At 70.5% G+C, this 17,635-nt stretch carries 15 protein-coding genes, 1 tRNA gene and 1 pseudogene; 10 read left to right on the forward strand and 7 right to left on the reverse strand.

Features of this window, described 5'->3' with window-relative positions; all coding sequences use genetic code 11:
* Positions 1-39: 39 nt before the first annotated feature.
* Positions 40-348 carry a chaplin gene (locus ABZT04_RS20085; protein ID WP_356058019.1) on the reverse strand — a complete coding sequence of 103 codons (309 nt, stop codon included), beginning with the start codon at positions 346-348 and terminating at the stop codon, positions 40-42.
* 197 nt (positions 349-545) lie between these two features.
* On the opposite strand from ABZT04_RS20085, the gene ABZT04_RS20090 reads away from it, so the two are divergent.
* Entirely contained in the window at positions 546-1,085 is a 540-nt protein-coding gene (locus tag ABZT04_RS20090) for a DUF2087 domain-containing protein (protein WP_356058020.1), read from the forward strand.
* 43 nt (positions 1,086-1,128) lie between these two features.
* On the opposite strand, the gene ABZT04_RS20095 is transcribed toward ABZT04_RS20090, so the two are convergent.
* From ABZT04_RS20095 to ABZT04_RS20105, 3 genes are all read right to left on the reverse strand, one after another.
* Complete coding sequence (locus ABZT04_RS20095) at positions 1,129-2,088, reverse strand: D-2-hydroxyacid dehydrogenase family protein (RefSeq protein WP_356058022.1); 960 nt, start codon at positions 2,086-2,088, stop codon at positions 1,129-1,131.
* A 66-nt stretch (positions 2,089-2,154) separates the two neighbouring features.
* Complete coding sequence (locus ABZT04_RS20100) at positions 2,155-3,687, reverse strand: APC family permease (protein ID WP_356058023.1); 1,533 nt, start codon at positions 3,685-3,687, stop codon at positions 2,155-2,157.
* A gap of 168 nt (positions 3,688-3,855) precedes the next feature.
* A tRNA-Arg gene (locus ABZT04_RS20105) sits at positions 3,856-3,931 on the reverse strand.
* Positions 3,932-4,254: 323 nt separating this feature from the next.
* Here ABZT04_RS20105 and ABZT04_RS20110 point away from each other — a divergent pair.
* From ABZT04_RS20110 to ABZT04_RS20140, 7 genes are all read left to right on the forward strand, one after another.
* A complete protein-coding gene (locus tag ABZT04_RS20110; protein ID WP_356058024.1) occupies positions 4,255-5,862 on the forward strand; it encodes a dynamin family protein in 1,608 nt (535 codons plus the stop codon).
* 3 nt (positions 5,863-5,865) lie between these two features.
* A complete protein-coding gene (locus tag ABZT04_RS20115; RefSeq protein ID WP_356058026.1) occupies positions 5,866-7,803 on the forward strand; it encodes a YfjP family GTPase in 1,938 nt (645 codons plus the stop codon).
* Positions 7,804-8,020: 217 nt separating this feature from the next.
* On the forward strand, positions 8,021-8,521 hold the full coding sequence (locus tag ABZT04_RS20120) for a single-stranded DNA-binding protein (RefSeq protein ID WP_356058027.1): 501 nt from the start codon (positions 8,021-8,023) through the stop codon (positions 8,519-8,521).
* Positions 8,522-8,792: 271 nt separating this feature from the next.
* Positions 8,793-10,205, forward strand: a complete 1,413-nt coding sequence (locus ABZT04_RS20125) for a TQXA domain-containing protein (protein WP_356058028.1) — start codon at positions 8,793-8,795, stop codon at positions 10,203-10,205.
* A gap of 371 nt (positions 10,206-10,576) precedes the next feature.
* Positions 10,577-12,241 carry an energy-dependent translational throttle protein EttA gene (gene ettA / locus ABZT04_RS20130; RefSeq protein ID WP_356058029.1) on the forward strand — a complete coding sequence of 555 codons (1,665 nt, stop codon included), beginning with the start codon at positions 10,577-10,579 and terminating at the stop codon, positions 12,239-12,241.
* 5 nt (positions 12,242-12,246) lie between these two features.
* The gene (locus ABZT04_RS20135; protein ID WP_355901448.1) at positions 12,247-12,660 is read left to right on the forward strand and encodes a thioesterase family protein; all 414 of its coding nucleotides are present in this window, start codon (positions 12,247-12,249) and stop codon (positions 12,658-12,660) included.
* Positions 12,657-13,325 (forward strand): hypothetical protein, encoded by a 669-nt coding sequence (locus ABZT04_RS20140; RefSeq protein WP_356058030.1) that lies wholly within the window; start codon positions 12,657-12,659, stop codon positions 13,323-13,325. The genes ABZT04_RS20135 and ABZT04_RS20140 overlap by 4 nt, the downstream gene beginning before the upstream one ends.
* A 6-nt stretch (positions 13,326-13,331) precedes the next feature.
* Here the strand turns inward: ABZT04_RS20140 and ABZT04_RS20145 are convergent.
* Both ABZT04_RS20145 and ABZT04_RS20150 read right to left on the reverse strand, forming a co-directional pair.
* Positions 13,332-13,457: pseudogene (locus ABZT04_RS20145) on the reverse strand (ABC transporter ATP-binding protein); the annotation flags it as partial.
* Between the two features lie 234 nt (positions 13,458-13,691).
* Positions 13,692-14,096: a globin gene (locus ABZT04_RS20150; protein WP_093626885.1), complete on the reverse strand. Its 405-nt coding sequence runs from the start codon at positions 14,094-14,096 to the stop codon at positions 13,692-13,694.
* A 96-nt stretch (positions 14,097-14,192) separates the two neighbouring features.
* Here ABZT04_RS20150 and ABZT04_RS20155 point away from each other — a divergent pair, with 96 nt between their 5' ends.
* Complete coding sequence (locus ABZT04_RS20155) at positions 14,193-15,821, forward strand: recombinase family protein (protein WP_356058032.1); 1,629 nt, start codon at positions 14,193-14,195, stop codon at positions 15,819-15,821.
* Positions 15,822-16,049: 228 nt separating this feature from the next.
* On the opposite strand, the gene ABZT04_RS20160 is transcribed toward ABZT04_RS20155, so the two are convergent.
* Entirely contained in the window at positions 16,050-16,271 is a 222-nt protein-coding gene (locus tag ABZT04_RS20160; protein ID WP_356058033.1) for a hypothetical protein, read from the reverse strand.
* Positions 16,272-16,386: 115 nt separating this feature from the next.
* Here ABZT04_RS20160 and ABZT04_RS20165 point away from each other — a divergent pair, with 115 nt between their 5' ends.
* Positions 16,387-17,634, forward strand: coding sequence for a helix-turn-helix transcriptional regulator (locus tag ABZT04_RS20165; protein ID WP_356058035.1), 1,248 nt, complete (start codon positions 16,387-16,389; stop codon positions 17,632-17,634).
* Position 17,635 lies beyond the last annotated feature (1 nt).

Raw genomic sequence — 17,635 nt, forward strand, 5'->3', positions numbered from 1 at the left:
AGGTGCCGGGGCTCGTCGCGTACGCGCGTGCGGTCGGGCTCAGTGGCCGTAGCCGCCGTTGTCGTGGCCCGGGCCGGGGTGGCCGCCCTTGTCGTGGCCGTCGTGGTCGCTGACGTTGGCGCAGGTGTTGCCGAAGGCCGGGTTCAGCAGGCCGATCACGCTGACGGTGTTGCCGCACACGTTGACCGGGATGTGCACCGGCACCTGCACGACGTTGCCCGACAGGACGCCGGGCGAACCGACGGCCGCACTCTGCGCGCCCGCGTCCGCCATGGCCAGACCGGCGCCGCCGAGCGCCACAGCGCCCGTGCCCAGGGCGACTACGGCCGCCTTCGCGATGCGAGACATCACGTTCTCCTTTGGTTCGGTGAGGTGCGGCGGCAGGACTCGCCACCGCACTTCGAGTTCAACGCGGCGGCCCAGGCCTGGTAACGGCGACAGCGCCGGGATCACCTTTTTGAACACGACTTCGAGCGCCGGGAGCTTCTGTTCTACGACCGGAAATTCGGTGCCGTCGGCGGGTGGGTGTCGTCTAACCTCCCGGCATGGCAACCGACCAACTGCTCCGTCTGTTCGCCGAGCAGAACCGAGTGCGCGCCTTCGCGGCGGTGGCCCTGGGCGCGGAGACCTCCGAGGAGGTCGCCCAGGTGGCCGGCCTCACCCCGAGGGGGACGGCCGTCGCCCTGCTCAAGCTGCGCGAACAGGGCGTGGTGAAGACCCTGGACGACGGTGAACTGCGCGTCGACTACGACCTGTTCAGGAACCTCGCGCGCGAGGGCGAGGAGCCCGCCGAGGAGAGCCCGGTCACCGGCGACGAGCACACCGACATGATCCTGCGGACCTTCGTCCGGGGCGGCCGGCTGATCCGCCTGCCCGCCCAGTGGTCCCGCAAGCAGGTCGTGCTCCAGCACATCGCCGAGCAGACCTTCGCCCTCGGCGTCCAATACCCCGAGCGGACCGTCAACGAGAAGCTGCGCGCCTGGTGCGACGAGGGCGAGGTCGACCATGTGACGCTCCGCCGCTACCTGGTGGATCTGCACCATCTGCGGCGGAGCGAGGGAATCTACCGGCGGCCCACCGCCTGAACACCCTTGTGTCCTACGGCAGTTGGCGTACGAGCGGCCGGTTCTACGGCAGTTGGCGTACGGGCGACCCCGCCAGGTAGGCCTGGATGTTCTCGACGGCGTGGCCGTAGTACGTCGTGTAGTTGGCGTGCGACACATAGCCGAGGTGAGGTGTCGCCAGCAGGCGCGGGGCCGTGCGCATGGGGTGGTCGGCGGGGAGGGGCTCGATGTCGAAGACGTCGATCCCGGCGCCCGCGATCCGGCCCTCGTGCAGGGCGGCGAGCAGGGCGTCCTGGTCGACGATGGCCGCGCGTGAGGTGTTGATCAGATACGCGGTCGGCTTGAGGAGGGCGAGTTCGGCGGGGCCGAGGAGACCGCGGGTGCGGTCGCCGAGGGCCAGGTGGACCGAGACGAAGTCGCTGTCCGCGAGCAACTCCTCCTTGAAGGCGGCGAGTTGTACGCCGACCTCGGCCGCCCGGTCCTTGCTGAGGTTCTGGCTCCACGCGGTGACACGCATGCCGAAGGCCAGCCCCACTTGGGCGACCCGGCTGCCGATCTTCCCGAGGCCGAGCAGTCCGAGGGTGCGGCCGTGCAGGTCGGCGCCGACCGTCTGCTGCCAAGGGCCGCCGCCGCGCAGGGAGTTGCTCTCCTCGACGATCCCGCGGGCGAGGCCGAGGAGCAGCGCCCAGGTCATTTCGACGGGCGGGGTCGAGGAGCTGGCCGTACCGCACACGGTGACGCCGTGCGCCTCGGCGGCGTCGTAGTCGATGACGGAGTTGCGCATCCCGGAGGCCACGAGCAGCTTCAGGCGGGGGAGCCGGGCGAACAGCGAGGCGGGGAAGGGGACGCGTTCGCGCAGGGTGACCACGATGTCGGCGGTGGCGAGGGCGGCGGCCAACTCGCCCTCGTCGTCGAGGTGTTCACGCAGGCTCACGACCTCCACGGTGTCCTCGAGGGGCGACCAGTCGGCGAGCTCGGTCGCCACGTTCTGAAAGTCGTCGAGGACAACACAGCGCAGGCGCACGGCGGTTCTCTTCCTTCTGTCGGTCCCGGGGACCGGCTCCCCGGTGATCGACTGGAACGCTACTCCCTACTCCTTGGCGAGCGAGATCGCCTTGCGGGTCGGGCTGCCCAGGGCCCAGAAGAGGACGCCGAGGAGCATGAACCCGGCGAGCGGTACGGCCTCGGTGAGGAGGTACTTCCAGCGCTCGGCGTGGGTCCAGCCGTCCGGCAGGTAGTCGGCGCCGAACCAGTGGTCGCCGAGCCCGGGCGCGACCAACTGCACGCTGGCGAACAGGATGAGCACGGTGAGGATCGTGCTGATCGTGCGGGGGAAGGGCGCCCGGTAGGGGCGGGGGACGTCCGGGGCCTTGCGGCGCAGCACCGCGAGGGCCGGGAAGATGCCCAGATAGCTGATGAGCGTGGTGGAGATGGCGAGGCCGAGGACGGCGCCGAAGAGCTTGGCGGCGCTGCCGTTGGTCAGTTGGTGGGCCAGGATCAGGACGCCGGTGGAGACCAGACCGCTGAGGATGTTGACCCGCACCGGCGTGCCGAACCGGCTGGAGATGACACCGAGGAAGCGGGGCGCGGCGCCGTCGTAGCCGGAGACGGCGAGGGCGCGGTCGGAGCCCATGACCCAGGTGACGCCGGAGGACAGCACCGTGAGGATGAACAGGACCGCGGCGATGTCCCCGAGCACCGTGCCGGCCCCGCTGCTGGTGACGGTGCCGTCGGCGGCCACGTCACCGCCGTAGACGGTGAAGACCTGGCGGATCGCGTCGAGGAAGCCGCCCAGGCCGGTGATGGCCTTGACCGGCAGGACGAGCAGGATGCCGAGGATGGGGAGCGCGTAGAGGAGCACGGCGAGGGCGGCGCTGCGGAAGATCGCGAAGGGGACGTCCTTCTGGGCGTCGGTCATCTCGTCGCCCGCGGTGTTGGGCAGCTCGAAACCGACGTAGTTGAACATCAGGACGGGCACCAGGCCGACGAAGCCCGCGTACGTCGGCGAGAAGTCGCCGAGGCCGAATCCGTGCAGGCCGTGCTGGATGCCGTAGACCACGACCGTGATCGTGAACAGGCCGAGGAGGGCGAAGCGGCTCCAGGCGCCGATGGTGGGGATCCACTTGCCGACGTCGAAGGAGAGGATCGCGGCGAGGACGCCCACCCAGATGAAGACGAGGGCGAAGACGTAGAAGGCCGGGGTGCTCAGGTCTTTTCCGTCGTTGAAGAAGGTCGTGTAGGCCGTGACGGCGGAGACGGCGAGGGTGCCGCCGAGCCACACCGGGTTGGTGATCCAGTACAGGAAGTTGTTGACGGCGCCCGCGAGGCGGCCGAAGGCCCGGCTGGTCCAGATGTAGGGGCCGCCCTCCTCGGGGAACGCGGCGCCGAGTTCGGCGGTCAGCAGTGCCGAGGGCACGAAAAAGACCGCGGCCAGCACGATGAGCCAGGTGAACGCCTCGGCGCCGGAAGAGGCGACCGTGCCGATCGTGTCCACGCCGACGATGGTGCAGAGCAGGAAGAAGAGGATGTCGAACCGGCCGAAGTGCTTGCGCAGCTTCTGTCGTTCGGTCTGGGCTGCGGCCGGCGTGTCGGCCGGCTCGGAGGCTATCTGACCTGCGGCCACCGGGGGCTCCTGCGGGTTCGGGGAGAGGGGCGGGATTCGGCCAATAATCCGTCGCCCTCGCGAGAGCCCACAAGCGTTCGGGTGTAATTCTTGACCATTACGTATCCACCGGGACGTAACGGAAACGGTGCCGAAACATGGGAGCCGATTCCCTGATCAGAGCCTGTGTGGCGCCCCCGGCAGGACTCGAACCTGCGGCCAAGCGCTTAGAAGGCGCCTGCTCTATCCACTGAGCTACGGGGGCCGGATGTGGTGGCCTCGGTCGTGGTGTGCCCTGGTGTGGGCCGGTCCGTGACGTTGCCGGGGACAAGGATAGGGCTCCCGGGTCCTTGTCCCTGTTGCTTCCCCTCCGTGGCTCGATGTGGAGGTTCGGTGAAGCGGTCCTGATAATCGCAGGCAGGTACGAATCGTGCATCGCTTTTGGTGCCCCGAGGCGCGGGTGTTGTGCACTCGTTATGCCTGGACTGTGCCCTTGCCCCAGTCATCCCTTCCGTCCGTTGTGTTCCGTCGGCGCGCAGACATGCGCATATGCTTCAGAATTCCCCCAAAATTGGGCATTCTTCACATGTGGTGACCTTGGACGTACGGCCTCAGCTTCTCGACGCACTCTCCGCCCTGCGCGACCGTGTCGCCGCCGCACGCTTCCCGCTGCCCCTGGCGGGGGCTCCACGCGCGCGTGCCAACCGCGACGAACTGCTCGCCCAGCTTGACGACTATCTGGTGCCCCGCCTGAAAGAACCCGAAGCGCCTCTGCTGGCCGTGGTCGGCGGCTCCACCGGTGCGGGGAAGTCGACACTCGTCAACTCCCTTGTCGGGCGCCGGGTCAGCGAGGCCGGCGTGCTGCGGCCGACGACCCGCACCCCGGTGCTGGTCTGCCATCCGGAGGACCATCACTGGTTCAGCGGGATGCGGGTGCTGCCCGACCTCACGCGCGTGTGGGTGCCCCACGAGGAACCGGCGGACGAGTTGCTCCTCCCCGGGGAGGACGGTATGCGTGTGCTGCGCGTCGAGACCGCCGACTCCCTCCCGCGCGGAATCGCCCTCCTGGACGCGCCCGACATCGACTCCCTGGTCGCCGACAACCGGGTGCTGGCCGCCGAACTGATCTGCGCGGCCGACATCTGGGTCATGGTGACCACGGCCTCCCGCTACGCCGACGCCGTGCCCTGGCATCTGCTGCGCACGGCCAAGGAGCACGACGCGACCCTGGTCACCGTCCTCGACCGGGTGCCCCACCAGCTGGTCTCCGAGGTGTCCCGCCAGTACGGCGCCCTGCTCGCCAAGGCCGGGCTCGGCGACGTACCCCGGTTCACGGTGCCCGAACTGCCGGAATCCGCCTGGGGCGGAGGGCTGCTGCCGGCCAGCGCCGTGGCCACGCTGCGGAGTTGGCTCGCGCAGCAGGCCCAGGATCCGGTGGCCCGGCATCAGACCATGGCGCGCACGGCCTACGGCGTCCTCGACTCCCTCAAGTCGCGGATGCCCGAGCTGGCCAGTGCCGCCGCCGCCCAGTACGCGGCCGCGCTGCGGCTCACGGCCGCCGTCGACGCGGCCTACGACAGCGAGCACGCGCGCGTGCGGGGGCGGTTGCAGGCCGGGGCCGTGCTCGCCGGGGACGCGTTGAAGCGCTGGCGCGCCTTCCCGCTCGACTGCTCGGCCGGCGAACTGCTCGACGCCCTCGCGGAGAGCCTCGCCGCACTGCTCCTGTGCTCCGTCACGGCCGCCGACGAACGCGTCGACGACGCCTGGCGGCGCGAACCGGCCGCGGGCGCCCCCGAACTCACCGGCCACGGCCCCTCGCTGGAGAGCGCCGAGCACCGCATCGGGATGGCCGTACGGCGGTGGCGGCGCGAGCTGGAGGAGTACGCCGAGGAGGAGGTGCGCGACCTCGACCGGAGCGCCGCGACCGATCCCGAGGTGGTCGCCGCCGTGGTCGCCACCGCGCTGCTGGGCGGTCGCCGGGCGCGGTCCGCGGGCGAGGGGCTCGCCGAGCGGATCGGAGCCCACGGCGCGCTGCGGCTGCGGGACCGGGCCGGGCGGCTGCTCAACGACCATCTGGACCGGGTCATGCACACCGAGCGCGAACGCCGGCTCGCCCCGCTCGACGCCCTGGACGTGCACCCCGAACCCCAGGCCGAACTCATCGCCGCGCTGTCCGTACTGCAGAAGGAGAGGTGACCGGTGACTGCCGTCACTGACCAGGACCACACGGACGGGATGGATCACGGCCGGGGTGGGGACACCAGGGCCGAGCGCCTCGGAAAACCCTCCCCCGTGGAGGGCGATTCGGGGCCGACTCCCGTAAGGCGTCGCTCCGTAGAGGCCGCGAAGGAGGTGAGCGGACGGGCGGACACCGACAAGGTGGCGACCGACCCGGCGGACCCCGGGGAACCGGCCGGTGGCTGGGACGACGGGCTCATCGCCCGGCGGGTCAACGAGACCACCGCGGCGCAGCAGGCCGCGGAGAACCGGGCCTCCCGCGCGCAGGCCGCGCACACCGCGAAAGCCGCGCACGTCCCGGCCCCGCTGGCCTACGACGGGCCGCTGCGGTCGCGGCTCGACGCGCTGCGCGAACTGGTCGGGCTCTCCCGGACCCGGCTCGACAGCGGCACCCTCGCCGAGGCGGGGCGGGTCCTCGACGAGGCGGCGGCGCGCCGCAGGCTCTCCGGGCAGCACACCGTCGTCGCCATCGCGGGCGCCACCGGCAGCGGCAAGTCGCAGCTCTTCAACGCGCTCGCCGGAGTGGCCATCTCGGAGACGGGCGTACGACGGCCCACCACCGCAGCGCCCATCGCGTGCAGTTGGAGCGACGGCGCGGCCACCCTCATCGACCGGCTCGGCATCCCGGGACGACTGCGCCGACGCCCCTTGCAGAGCGCCGAGATGGAGGCCCAGTTGCGCGGGCTCGTCCTGGTGGACCTGCCCGACCACGACTCGGCGGCCGTGGCGCACCGCGAGCAGGTGGACCGGGTCCTGGCGCTCGTCGACGCGGTCATCTGGGTCGTCGACCCGGAGAAGTACGCCGACGCGATCATCCATGAGCGCTATCTGCGGCCGATGGCGGGCCACGCGGAGGTCATGTTCGTCGTCCTCAACCAGATCGACCGGCTCCCGGGGGAGGCCGCCGACCAGGTCCTCGACGATCTGCGCCGGCTGCTCGACGAGGACGGGATCGCCCTCGGGGAGTACGGCGAACCCGGCGCCACCGTGCTCTCCCTGTCCGCGCTCACCGGGGACGGCATCCCGGAACTGCGCGAGGTTCTGGGCCAGTTCGTGGCGAGTCGTGGAGCCGCGGCACGGCGAATTTCGGCCGATGTGGACGCCGCCGCGTGGCGACTGCGACCCGTCTACGCCACAGCCCGGCGCACCGGGCTCAGCGAGGAGGCGCGGGACGAGTTCGCCGCGCGCCTCGCGGACGCGGTGGGCGCCACCGCGGCGGGCGAGGCGGCCGAACGCGCCTGGCTGCGCAACGCCAACCGCGCCTGCGGCACGCCCTGGCTACGGCTGTGGCGCTGGTACAACGACCGGCGCGAACCCACGACCGGTCGGCTGCCGGTGCGCGCGCAGGCGGACGAGGAGGCCACGGCACGCCAGCGCGTCGAGCAGGCGGTTCGTACGGTCGCCGACCGCGCGTCCGGCGGACTCCCGGCACCGTGGGCACAGGCCGTGCGGGAGGCGGCCGTACGCGGGTCTCAGGGGCTGCCCGAGGCGCTGGACGAACTGGCGGCGCGGGCCGGGCTGCCCACGGGGCGGCCGCCGCGACCGGGCTGGTGGCCCGCGGCCGTACTGGCGCAGGCGTCCATGACCATCCTCCAAGTCGTCGGCGGACTCTGGCTGTTGGGCCAGATCATCGGGTTCATGACGCCGAATCTGGCGGTGCCGGTGCTGCTGATGGTGGCCGGCATCATCGGCGGCCCGCTCGTCGAGTGGAGCTGCCGGCTCGCGGCCCGCGGACCCGCCCGGCGCTACGGCTTCGACGCGGAGCGGCGACTGCGGGAGGCGGCCTCGGGATGCGGACGGGCACGGGTGCTCGATCCGCTGGCCGCGGAGCTGCTGCGGTACCGGGAGGTCCGGGAGCAGTACGGGCGGGTCACGGGGGCGGGCATCGGGGGCGGGTGAACCACGGTCCGGGCCGGGTGAACCGCGGTCGGGGACGGGTGAACTCCGGTCCGAACGTCGTTCCCTCGTCCGGGTGATGAGGATTTCCACAGGTGGGCGCCGGTCCACAGCGCTCGGCGGGCCCGGCTCGGCGGAGGCAGTCTGACTGCAGCCGTACGGGACGGGCCCGTACGCGTTTCCGCCCGGTCCGCGGGACCGGGTGAGGGAGGGAGACGCGATGAACGAGACCATGGTGTGCGTCGTCGGGAATGTGGCGACCCAGCCGATGTACCGGGATCTGGCGGCGGGACCGTCGGCGCGGTTCCGGCTGGCGGTGACCTCGCGCTACTGGGACCGCGAGAAGAGCACCTGGACGGACGGCCACACCAACTTCTTCACGGTGTGGGCCAACCGCCAGTTGGCCACCAACGTGGCGGCGTCGGTGTCGGTCGGCGACCCCGTCGTCGTCCAGGGCCGGCTGAAGGTGCGGACGGAAGCGCGGGAGGGGCAGCCGAACTGGTCCTCGGCGGACATCGACGCGATGGCGATCGGCCACGACCTGGCACGCGGGACCTCGGCCTTCCGGCGGGCCAACAAGCCGGAGAACTCGGCCTCACCGCCCCGGCCCGAGCCCAACTGGGAGACACCGGACGGGAATTCCGTCGCCGATTCCGCCGAACCCGCCCTTGCTTCCGAGCCCTCCGGCCAACAGCGGTCGGACGTACTCGTGGTGACGTGATGTCAGTGAATGCCCCGAGCTGATCGAACTGCGGCTTATCGATGAATGCGCTCCGAACGGTCGGGTGGATTTGTCGATAAGCCCTGCTCGCAGGCGATCTTGGGGATAACGATTCCGAGTCGGATCGGTTATCCGATGACCCGACTGGAGAAGGGGGGTCGTCCGCGTCCATAGGATGCCGGGCATAGCTCGGGCACAGCTCTCGGCGCTATTCATGCTGCTGGTGGGACCGCATTCCCACGCCTACGGGTCCTGCTCGAAGGGGAATTCCGTGTCATCTGCTTTGTCTGTGTTCTCCGCGCGGTCCCGGCGCGGGCGGGGCGCCGTGCGCCTCGTCGCCGCGGCCTGGGCGTGCGGACTCGTCGCCGCCGGAGTGCTGGCCGGCGCAGGCCCGGCCGTCGCCGACGAGACACCGCAGACCCAGGGCGGGGCGACGGCCACCATAGGCGGGCTCAAGACGTACGGCGACGCCGTGATCCACGCGACCGGTGGCGATCAGCAGGTCTCCGCGGGCCTGTTCGAGATGTCCGTGGACGGCGGCGGCACCCTGCAGACGTACTGCGTCGACCTCCAGAACCCCACCCAGCGCGACGCCAAGTACCACGAGACCGCGTGGAGCGGCACCTCGCTCGGCGTCAACAAGAGCGCGGGCAGGATCCGTTGGATCCTGCAGCACTCCTACCCGCAGGTGAACGACCTCGCGGCGCTCTCCAAGAAGGCCGGCACCAAGGGTCTGACCGAGCAGGACGCGGCGGCCGGCACCCAGGTGGCCATCTGGCGCTACTCGGACGGCGCCGACGTCGACGCGGTCGACCCGCAGGCGGAGAAGCTCGCGGACTATCTGCAGAAGAGCGCGCGGGACGTGGCCGAACCGCAGGCCTCACTGACCCTCGACCCGCCCGCGGTCTCCGGGCACCCCGGCGAGCGGCTCGGCCCGGTGACCGTGCACACCAACGCGAGCGGTGTGACGTTGACACCGCCCGCGGACGCCGCCACCAGCGGGGTGCGGATCGTCGACAAGGACGGCCAGGTCGTCACCTCCGCGGCGGACGGCAGCCAGGTGTTCTTCGACGTGCCCGAGAAGGCGGCGGCAGGGACGGCCGAGCTGACCGTGCAGGCCTCCACCACCGTGCCCGTCGGTCGGGCCTTCACCTCCGACAGCAGGAGCCAGACGCAGATCCTCGCCGGTTCCAGCGAGTCGACGGTCTCCGCCGTGGCGAGCGCGGACTGGGCGAAGACCGGTGCCATACCGGCGCTGTCGGCGCGGAAGAACTGCGCCGAGGGCGGCGTGGACATCACGGCGGCCAACCAGGGCGACGCGACGTTCACCTTCGAGCTGCTGGGCGTCGAGCACGACATCGACGCCGGGAAGTCCCAGACGGTGACGATCCCGCTCCAGGAGGACCAGGCGTACGACTTCACGATCACGGCACCGAACGACTACGCGAAGCGGTTCGCCGGAGTCCTGGACTGCCGGACGGAGAGCGACGCGGGCGGCGCCGTGACGCAGACGCTCAGCGAGCCGAGCCCCGCGACGGTGGGCGGCACCACCGTCGACACCAACCTCGCCGAGACCGGCGGCTCCGGCATCACCCCGATGATCACGGTCGTCGCCCTCGGGCTGGTCGGCATCGGCGCCACGACCCTGGTCCTGCTGCGGGACCGCAAGCCGGGACAGGGCTGAGGAAGCGGCGACGGTTCGGGTTGAGGTCGGGGTCGGGGTCGGGGTCGGGGGGAGCGTGATCCCCGGCTGGGAGCTGAGCGGCGCTCTCCTGATCGGCCTGGCGGTCCTCGGCACCGGATGAGGCGCGGTGGGGGACACCCGCCTGGCCTGGGGCGAGGCGGGATCCTGGGCGGTCAGCGACGGCTGCCGGCCCGCTGCCGCACCCCTACGAGCTGAAGTGGGAACCGCGGATGGTGAATCCGGTCACATACCCGGCGCCGAACCCCCAGCTCACCGCCCCCAGCCCATACGCGTTTCCCCCGAGGGGTGGCTGTCGGGCAAGATGGACTACATCTGCCCACTCCAGATTTCAAGCTGCCGGACGGTTTCTCTTGGCTGAGTACATCTACACCATGCGCAAGACGCGCAAGGCGCACGGCGACAAGGTCATCCTTGACGATGTGACGCTGAGCTTCCTGCCCGGCGCGAAGATCGGTGTGGTCGGACCTAACGGTGCCGGTAAGTCCACCGTTCTCAAGATCATGGCGGGCCTTGAGCAGCCGTCGAACGGCGACGCGTTCCTGTCGCCGGGCTACAGCGTCGGCATGCTGCTCCAGGAACCCCCGCTCGACGAGTCGAAGACGGTCCTGGAGAACGTGCAGGACGGCGCCGCCGAGATCATGGGCAAGCTCAAGCGTTTCAACGAGGTCGCCGAGCTCATGGCGACCGACTACTCGGACGCGCTCATGGACGAGATGGGCAAGCTCCAGGAGGACCTGGACCACGCCAACGCGTGGGACCTGGACACCCAGTTGGAGCAGGCCATGGACGCCCTGGGCTGCCCGCCCGGCGACTGGCCCGTCACCAACCTCTCCGGTGGTGAGCGCCGCCGCGTCGCGCTGTGCAAGCTGCTGCTCGAAGCGCCCGACCTGCTGCTGCTCGACGAGCCCACCAACCACCTGGACGCCGAGTCCGTCCAGTGGCTGGAGCAGCACCTCGCGAAGTACCCCGGCACCGTCGTCGCCGTCACCCACGACCGGTACTTCCTGGACAACGTCGCCGAGTGGATCCTCGAACTCGACCGCGGCCGCGCCCACCCCTACGAGGGCAACTACTCCACCTACCTCGACAAGAAGGCCTCCCGCCTCAAGGTCGAGGGCCAGAAGGACGCCAAGCGCGCCAAGCGCCTCAAGGAGGAGCTGGACTGGGTCCGCTCCAACGCCAAGGGGCGGCAGGCCAAGTCCAAGGCGCGTCTGTCCCGCTACGAGGAGATGGCCGCCGAGGCGGACAAGATGCGGAAGCTGGACTTCGAGGAGATCCAGATCCCGCCGGGCCCGCGCCTGGGCTCCATCGTCGTCGAGGTCAGCAACCTCTCCAAGGCCTTCGGTGACAAGGTCCTCATCGACGACCTCTCCTTCACGCTCCCGCGCAACGGCATCGTGGGCGTCATCGGCCCGAACGGCGCCGGCAAGACCACCCTCTTCAAGATGATCCAGGGCCTGGAGACACCGGACTCCGGTTCCATCAAGGTCGGCGACACCGTCAAGATCTCCTACGTCGACCAGAGCCGCGAGAACATCGACCCCAAGAAGTCGCTGTGGGCCGTCGTCTCGGACGAGCTGGACTACATCAACGTCGGCCAGGTCGAGATGCCCTCCCGCGCCTACGTCTCGGCGTTCGGCTTCAAGGGCCCCGACCAGCAGAAGCCGGCCGGTGTGCTCTCCGGTGGTGAGCGCAACCGCCTCAACCTCGCGCTCACCCTCAAGCAGGGCGGCAACCTGCTGCTCCTCGACGAGCCGACCAACGACCTCGACGTCGAGACCCTCGGTTCGCTGGAGAACGCGCTGCTCGAATTCCCCGGTGCGGCCGTGGTCGTCTCCCACGACCGCTGGTTCCTGGACCGGGTGGCCACGCACATCCTCGCCTACGAGGGTGACTCCAAGTGGTTCTGGTTCGAGGGCAACTTCGAGTCGTACGAGAAGAACAAGATCGAGCGGCTCGGCCCGGACGCGGCGCGTCCGCACCGTGCCACCTACAAGAAGCTGACCCGGGGCTGATCTTCTTGCGCCACATCTACCGCTGCCCGCTGCGCTGGTCGGACATGGACGCGTACGGCCACGTCAACAACGCGGTCTTCATCCGCTACCTGGAAGAAGCCCGTATCGACTTCCTGTTCCGCCCGGAAAAGGATTTCAAGCAGGGCTCGGTGGTGTCGCGCCACGAGATCGACTACAAACGCCAGCTCGTCCACCGGCACGCGCCCGTGGACATCGAGCTGTGGATCACGGAGATCAGGGCGGCGTCCTTCACCATCACCTACGAGGTGAAGGACGGCGACCAGATCTACGTCCGTGCCTCCACGGTCGTCGTGCCCTTCGACTTCGAGACACAGCGACCGCGCCGGATCACCGCCGAGGAGCGGGAGTTCCTGGAGGAGTACCGGGACGACGACGAGGAGGAGGCCGTCGCCGCATGACGGTCCTCCACCTCGCCGACGAAGGGGAGGCGGCGGACTTCGCGGCCTTCCTCTCCCGGCTGCTCCACTACGACCGCGGCGCCGCGGTCCGTCTCCAGGCGGCCGGCACCGCACTCGCCGTCTTCGGCCGGCCGCCGTCCTTCGAGGTGCTCGCCATCCGCACGGTGCGCCTCGCCAAGCCGTACGAGAACGGTCTGGACTCCGCCCTCGACGTGACCGTCTCCGCCGGTGAACTCCTGGAATCCATCGACGAGTCGGCGGCCACGGCCGGGGTTCCGGCCGCGGTGACCGGCCCGCCGTGGGCCGGGGTGCTGCCGCCGCGCGGCGGCTGGACCCCCGAGTCCGGACTGCCAGGACCGCAGGCACTGCGCGGGATGATCGCGTCCGGAGTCGCCGAATTCCGGTCCCGTACCCAGGAGTTGGCCCCCGAGGGCCGGACGCGCGGCGAACTCGACCGGATAGGGCGGGAGATCTGGTCCCGGCCGGTCGGCGACACCTCGCTGCCGGTGCGCGCGGTGCACGCGGCACAGTCGCTCGGATTCCTGCGCCCCGGCGGCGAGCCGGGACTCTTCTCCTCGGGCGCCTGGCTGCGGCTGCGCACGCCGTACGGCTCGATCGCCGTCCGCAGGGCGGGAGTCGGCGCGCTCGGCGTCAGCGTGCTCTGAGCACGTTCAGTCCCGCTCGCTGTCGTCCGACTCCAGTTCCAGGGCCACGCCTTCACGCATGTTCAGGGCTTCCGGGTATTCGGCCGGGAGTTGGAGCCGGCCCGCCCGGTCCAGCATCGCGTACTCCCGCGCATCAGGGCGGTGTCGGGGGTGCTGCGGGCGTCGTTGGACGAACCCCACCCGGCCCCGCCGTTGTCCGGATCACTCCCGGCGATGCTGTCCGAGGGGACCGGCGAACAGTAACCGTTTGCGACCACGGCTTGACCGGACTGTGACCGGATAGTGGCGCCGGGTGACCGGAATTCGACGTTCAGTGAACGGCGGTCAGCCCACTGTGTTCAGCCGACCGGGTCCAGCCCGGCGTGCTCAACCCTCTGTGTTCACCATCGAAGCGGCGGCGTACGTCAGGTAGTTCCACAGCGTGTGCTCGTGCTCCTCGGAGAGCCCGAGTTCGTCGACGGCGACCCGCATGTGCTTCAGCCAGGCGTCGTGTGCGGCCCGGTCGACCTGGAAGGGCGCGTGCCGCATCCGCAGGCGCGGGTGGCCGCGGTTGTCGCTGTACGTCGTCGGGCCGCCCCAGTACTGGATCAGGAACAGCGTGAGGCGCTCCTCGGCCGGGCCCAGGTCCTCCTCCGGGTACATGGGCTTCAGCAGCGGGTCCCCGGCGACGCCCTCGTAAAACCGGTGGACGAGCCGGCGGAAGGTCTCCTCCCCGCCGACCTGCTCGTAGAAGGTCTGCTCCTGAAGCGTGCCGCGCCGAATCTCTTTCACGCTCCCATGGTCTCAGACGGGGTGACCGAGGACAGGTACGGGCCGTAGGTAACACAATTGGTTGGGAAGGGCACCAGAACGTGACACGGAGGGGCAATGACACTCACCACCACGCGGATATCCACCAAAGTGGCAATCCGGACCGCGCGCGAGTACTTGCGGGTGTCCAAGGGCAAGGGGAGGACCGCCCGTTCGATCACCGACCAGCACCGCGACAACATCGCGACCGAGAAAGAGCACGGGCCGTGGACGTGGGGCCCGGCATACCTGGACACCGGCAGCGCCTCCAAGTACGCCAAGAAGACGCGCGACGACTTCGACCAGCTCATGGCCGACCTGGAGTCTGGCGCGTTCGGCAAGCCCGGTGACGTGCTCGTCCTGTGGGAGATTAGCCGCCTGTCCCGCGAGATGGGGGTGGGCACCCGGATCGTGGAGCTGAGCGCACGGGGTGCCTACCTGATCCACATCACCAGTGAGGGCGAGTCCGGCCGCACCTACGACCCGCGCAACTACGCCGACCGGCACGCCCTCCAGGCGGGCATCAATGACGCTGAGCGGGAGGCCGGGCGCCTGTCCGCCCGTACGCTGCGCGGCGTGAACTCCGCCGCCAGTGAGGGCCGCCCACACGGCCGCATCCCGTTCGGCTACGCCCGCGAGTACGAGGTGATCGACGGCCGTCCCCGCTGCGTCCGGCAGTTCCCGGCCCCGGTGGACGGAAAGCTCATGGCTGAACTGTTCGTGCGTGCGGCCGGAGTCCGGGACAACCGGCTGGGTGACGAGTCTGTCGCGCTGATGTACACGAACCCTGCCGGGGGAGACGCACTCCCCGAGCCTGTCTACGCCATCGCGCAGGGGTGGGCGGAGCGGGGCATCGCCAACGCGTCCGGCAAGTCGTTTCATGACGGCAACCTGCGAGAGATGCTGACGCGGCCCACCTACGCGGGGCTCCGGGAGCACAACGGCGTGCTGGTCCCCATGCAGTGGGAGGGGTACGAGCCAATCGTGTCCCGCGAGTTGTTCGACCGGGTGCAGCGGCTGTTCGCCGACCCGTCCCGCCGTACGTACCTCGACTCCGGGGTTCAGCACGTCCTCACCGCAGCCCTGCTGTGCGACCCGTGCAGCGGCCCGATCACGGTCCGCTGCCGCAAGGCCGGAGTGCCTGGTTACGAGTGCGCCAAGAAGGGATGCGTCCGGGTCGACAAGGCTGAGGTGGACCAGATCATCATCGGCGACCTGGAGTTGACCGACCCGGAGACCGGCGAGGCGTTGCCCCCGAAGTTGGGTGTCATCCTTGCGTACCTGTCCGCGCCTCATCGGGTCGCCCGGCTTCGCGAGCGCCCGGCCGATGGACCGGAGGAGAAGGCGACGCGCACCGAACTCGCCACGCTCCGGGACGAGTTGGAAGAGCTGGAAACGGCGCCTCAGCCGAAGACGGCCCGTGCCCGCATCCAGCGCACCACCGACATGGAGGAACTGGAGCAGGACATCGCCGTCCTGGAGGCCAAGCTGACCAAACTCACCACGCCCGCCCCGCTCGGGGGCATCCTGCCGGACGACCCGTCAGCCGACCTGGTGGCCTGGTGGAAAGCCTCCGACATCCACCGTCAGCGCGCCGTGGCCGCCCTGCTGCTCACGCCTGAACTGCTCGGTCAGGTCCGCATCACACCGTCGCAAGGATGGCGAGACCCGGTGACGGACCGCCTCACGTGGCTCACCGCAGCCTGACCCACCCGCACACGACAGCGCCCCACCGGGACTCAACTCCGGTGGGGCGCTGGGCTGTTGGGGGCTACGCGTGACAGGTGCAGCGGCAGCGAGCCATGAGCAAGATGCCGCCGCCGTGAGGCAGTGGAACGTCTCGCTGGCGGCACTCGCCGTGCAGATCCTCGTAGCCGGGAAGCTGAGCGACGGCGCATTCCGCGCTCATGGTGTCGGTGTCGACGGCGGGCGCGGTCACGTGCACTCGCCCCGGCTGCGTGCGTTGGCCAGCGCCACGCCCGCCGACAGCCGTTCCGCATCCGTGGCGGGCCGCAGGGGGCCGTGTGCGTCCCACTCGCGCCCGCCACCGACCGGCCGGAGCTGCCAGTACGGCCCCTCGCGCCCCATCGCCTCGCCGACCTTGCGCGACGCCTCGTCATACACCAGGTCGCCGGTCTCCGGCTCGTACCCGTTCATGGTTCTCATCCCCTCGCAGGTCACGCGCCTGACCATCCCGTTCCGGTGGATCTCCCGGAGGCGCCCGCGAGGGGGCCTGGAGGGGGCCTAATCTCGGTACCGAGGGGGCCAGAACATGACGACCACGGAACGCAAGCGGATCTTCGGCCAGTACCTGGCACGCCTGCGCCGCGAGGCACGGCTGACACAGCGTCAGCTCGCCGACCGGCTGTGTGCCGTCTCGGGGATCACCACGCTGACCCGTAACGAGGTGGGCCGGTGGGAGCAGGGCCGACGGCTGCCGGACGCGTGGCTGCCAGCGCTGGCGGCCGTCCTCGCCGTCCCGCTCGGCACCCTGGAGCGGGCCGCAGCGTGGGCCCGGGGCGAGGCACAGGGCACGCTCCCCGGGGCGTTCGCCACCCTCGCTGACCTCCTGCCACCCGGTGACCCTCTGGAGCCCGGAGACGGCCGTACGGGGCGCCGGATCGGTCCGTCCACGGTGACCGCCCTCGCCGGTCGGGTGCACGGGCTGAGGCTCGCCGACGACGTGCTGGCCGGGGGTGACCTGATCGTCCCGGCGTCCCGGGAGCTGGCCAAGGCCGTCACGCTGCACCGTGAGCGCACCTACGACGAGGAGACCGGCCGGGCCCTGCTGGTCCAGGTCGGGGAGCTGGCACAGATCACCGGGTGGATCGCCTCCGACGCCGGGGAGCACGAGCAGGCCGCCCATGCGTACCAACTCGGCATCTCCGCTGCCCGGCAGGCCGGTGACGGTGCCCTCGTGGCCAACCTCGCCGGATCACTCGCCTACCAGATGTCCAACACCGGCAGCGAGTTGGAGGCCGTCGACCTCGCTCGCGCTGCCCTGGACGAGGCCGGGCCGGATGCTCCGGCGCAGACCCGCGCCCTGTTCCACGACCGGGTGGCGTGGGCGCACGCCAAGGCGGGCCGCAAGCACGCGCAGGACGCGATGCGGGCCCTCGGCCAGGCCCACGAGGCACTGACCGAGGACGGCGGGCCGGACGCCCCCACGTGGGCGTACTGGGTGTCCCGGGAGGAGCTGGAGGTGATGGACGCGCGCGTCTTCACCGAGCTGCACCGGCCGCTCCGGGCCGTGCCGCTGCTGTCCCGGGTGCTGGAGCGCTACGACGCCACGCACGCCAGGGAGTTGGCCCTGTATCTGTCGTGGCTCGCGGTGGCCTACGCCGACGCCAACGAGCCGGAGGAGGCAGCGGCGACGGCAGCCCGGATGTTCGAGCTGAGCGCCGACGTCGCCTCCGACCGGACAGGCGAACGCGGCCGGGTCGTCCTCGGTCGGCTGGCGGAGTTCGAGGACGTACCCGAGGTGGCGGCCGTGCTCGCCGAGCATCCCCCGGCCGCCTGAC

Source organism: Streptomyces sp. NPDC005492, assembly GCF_040605995.1.
Taxonomy (GTDB): domain Bacteria; phylum Actinomycetota; class Actinomycetes; order Streptomycetales; family Streptomycetaceae; genus Streptomyces.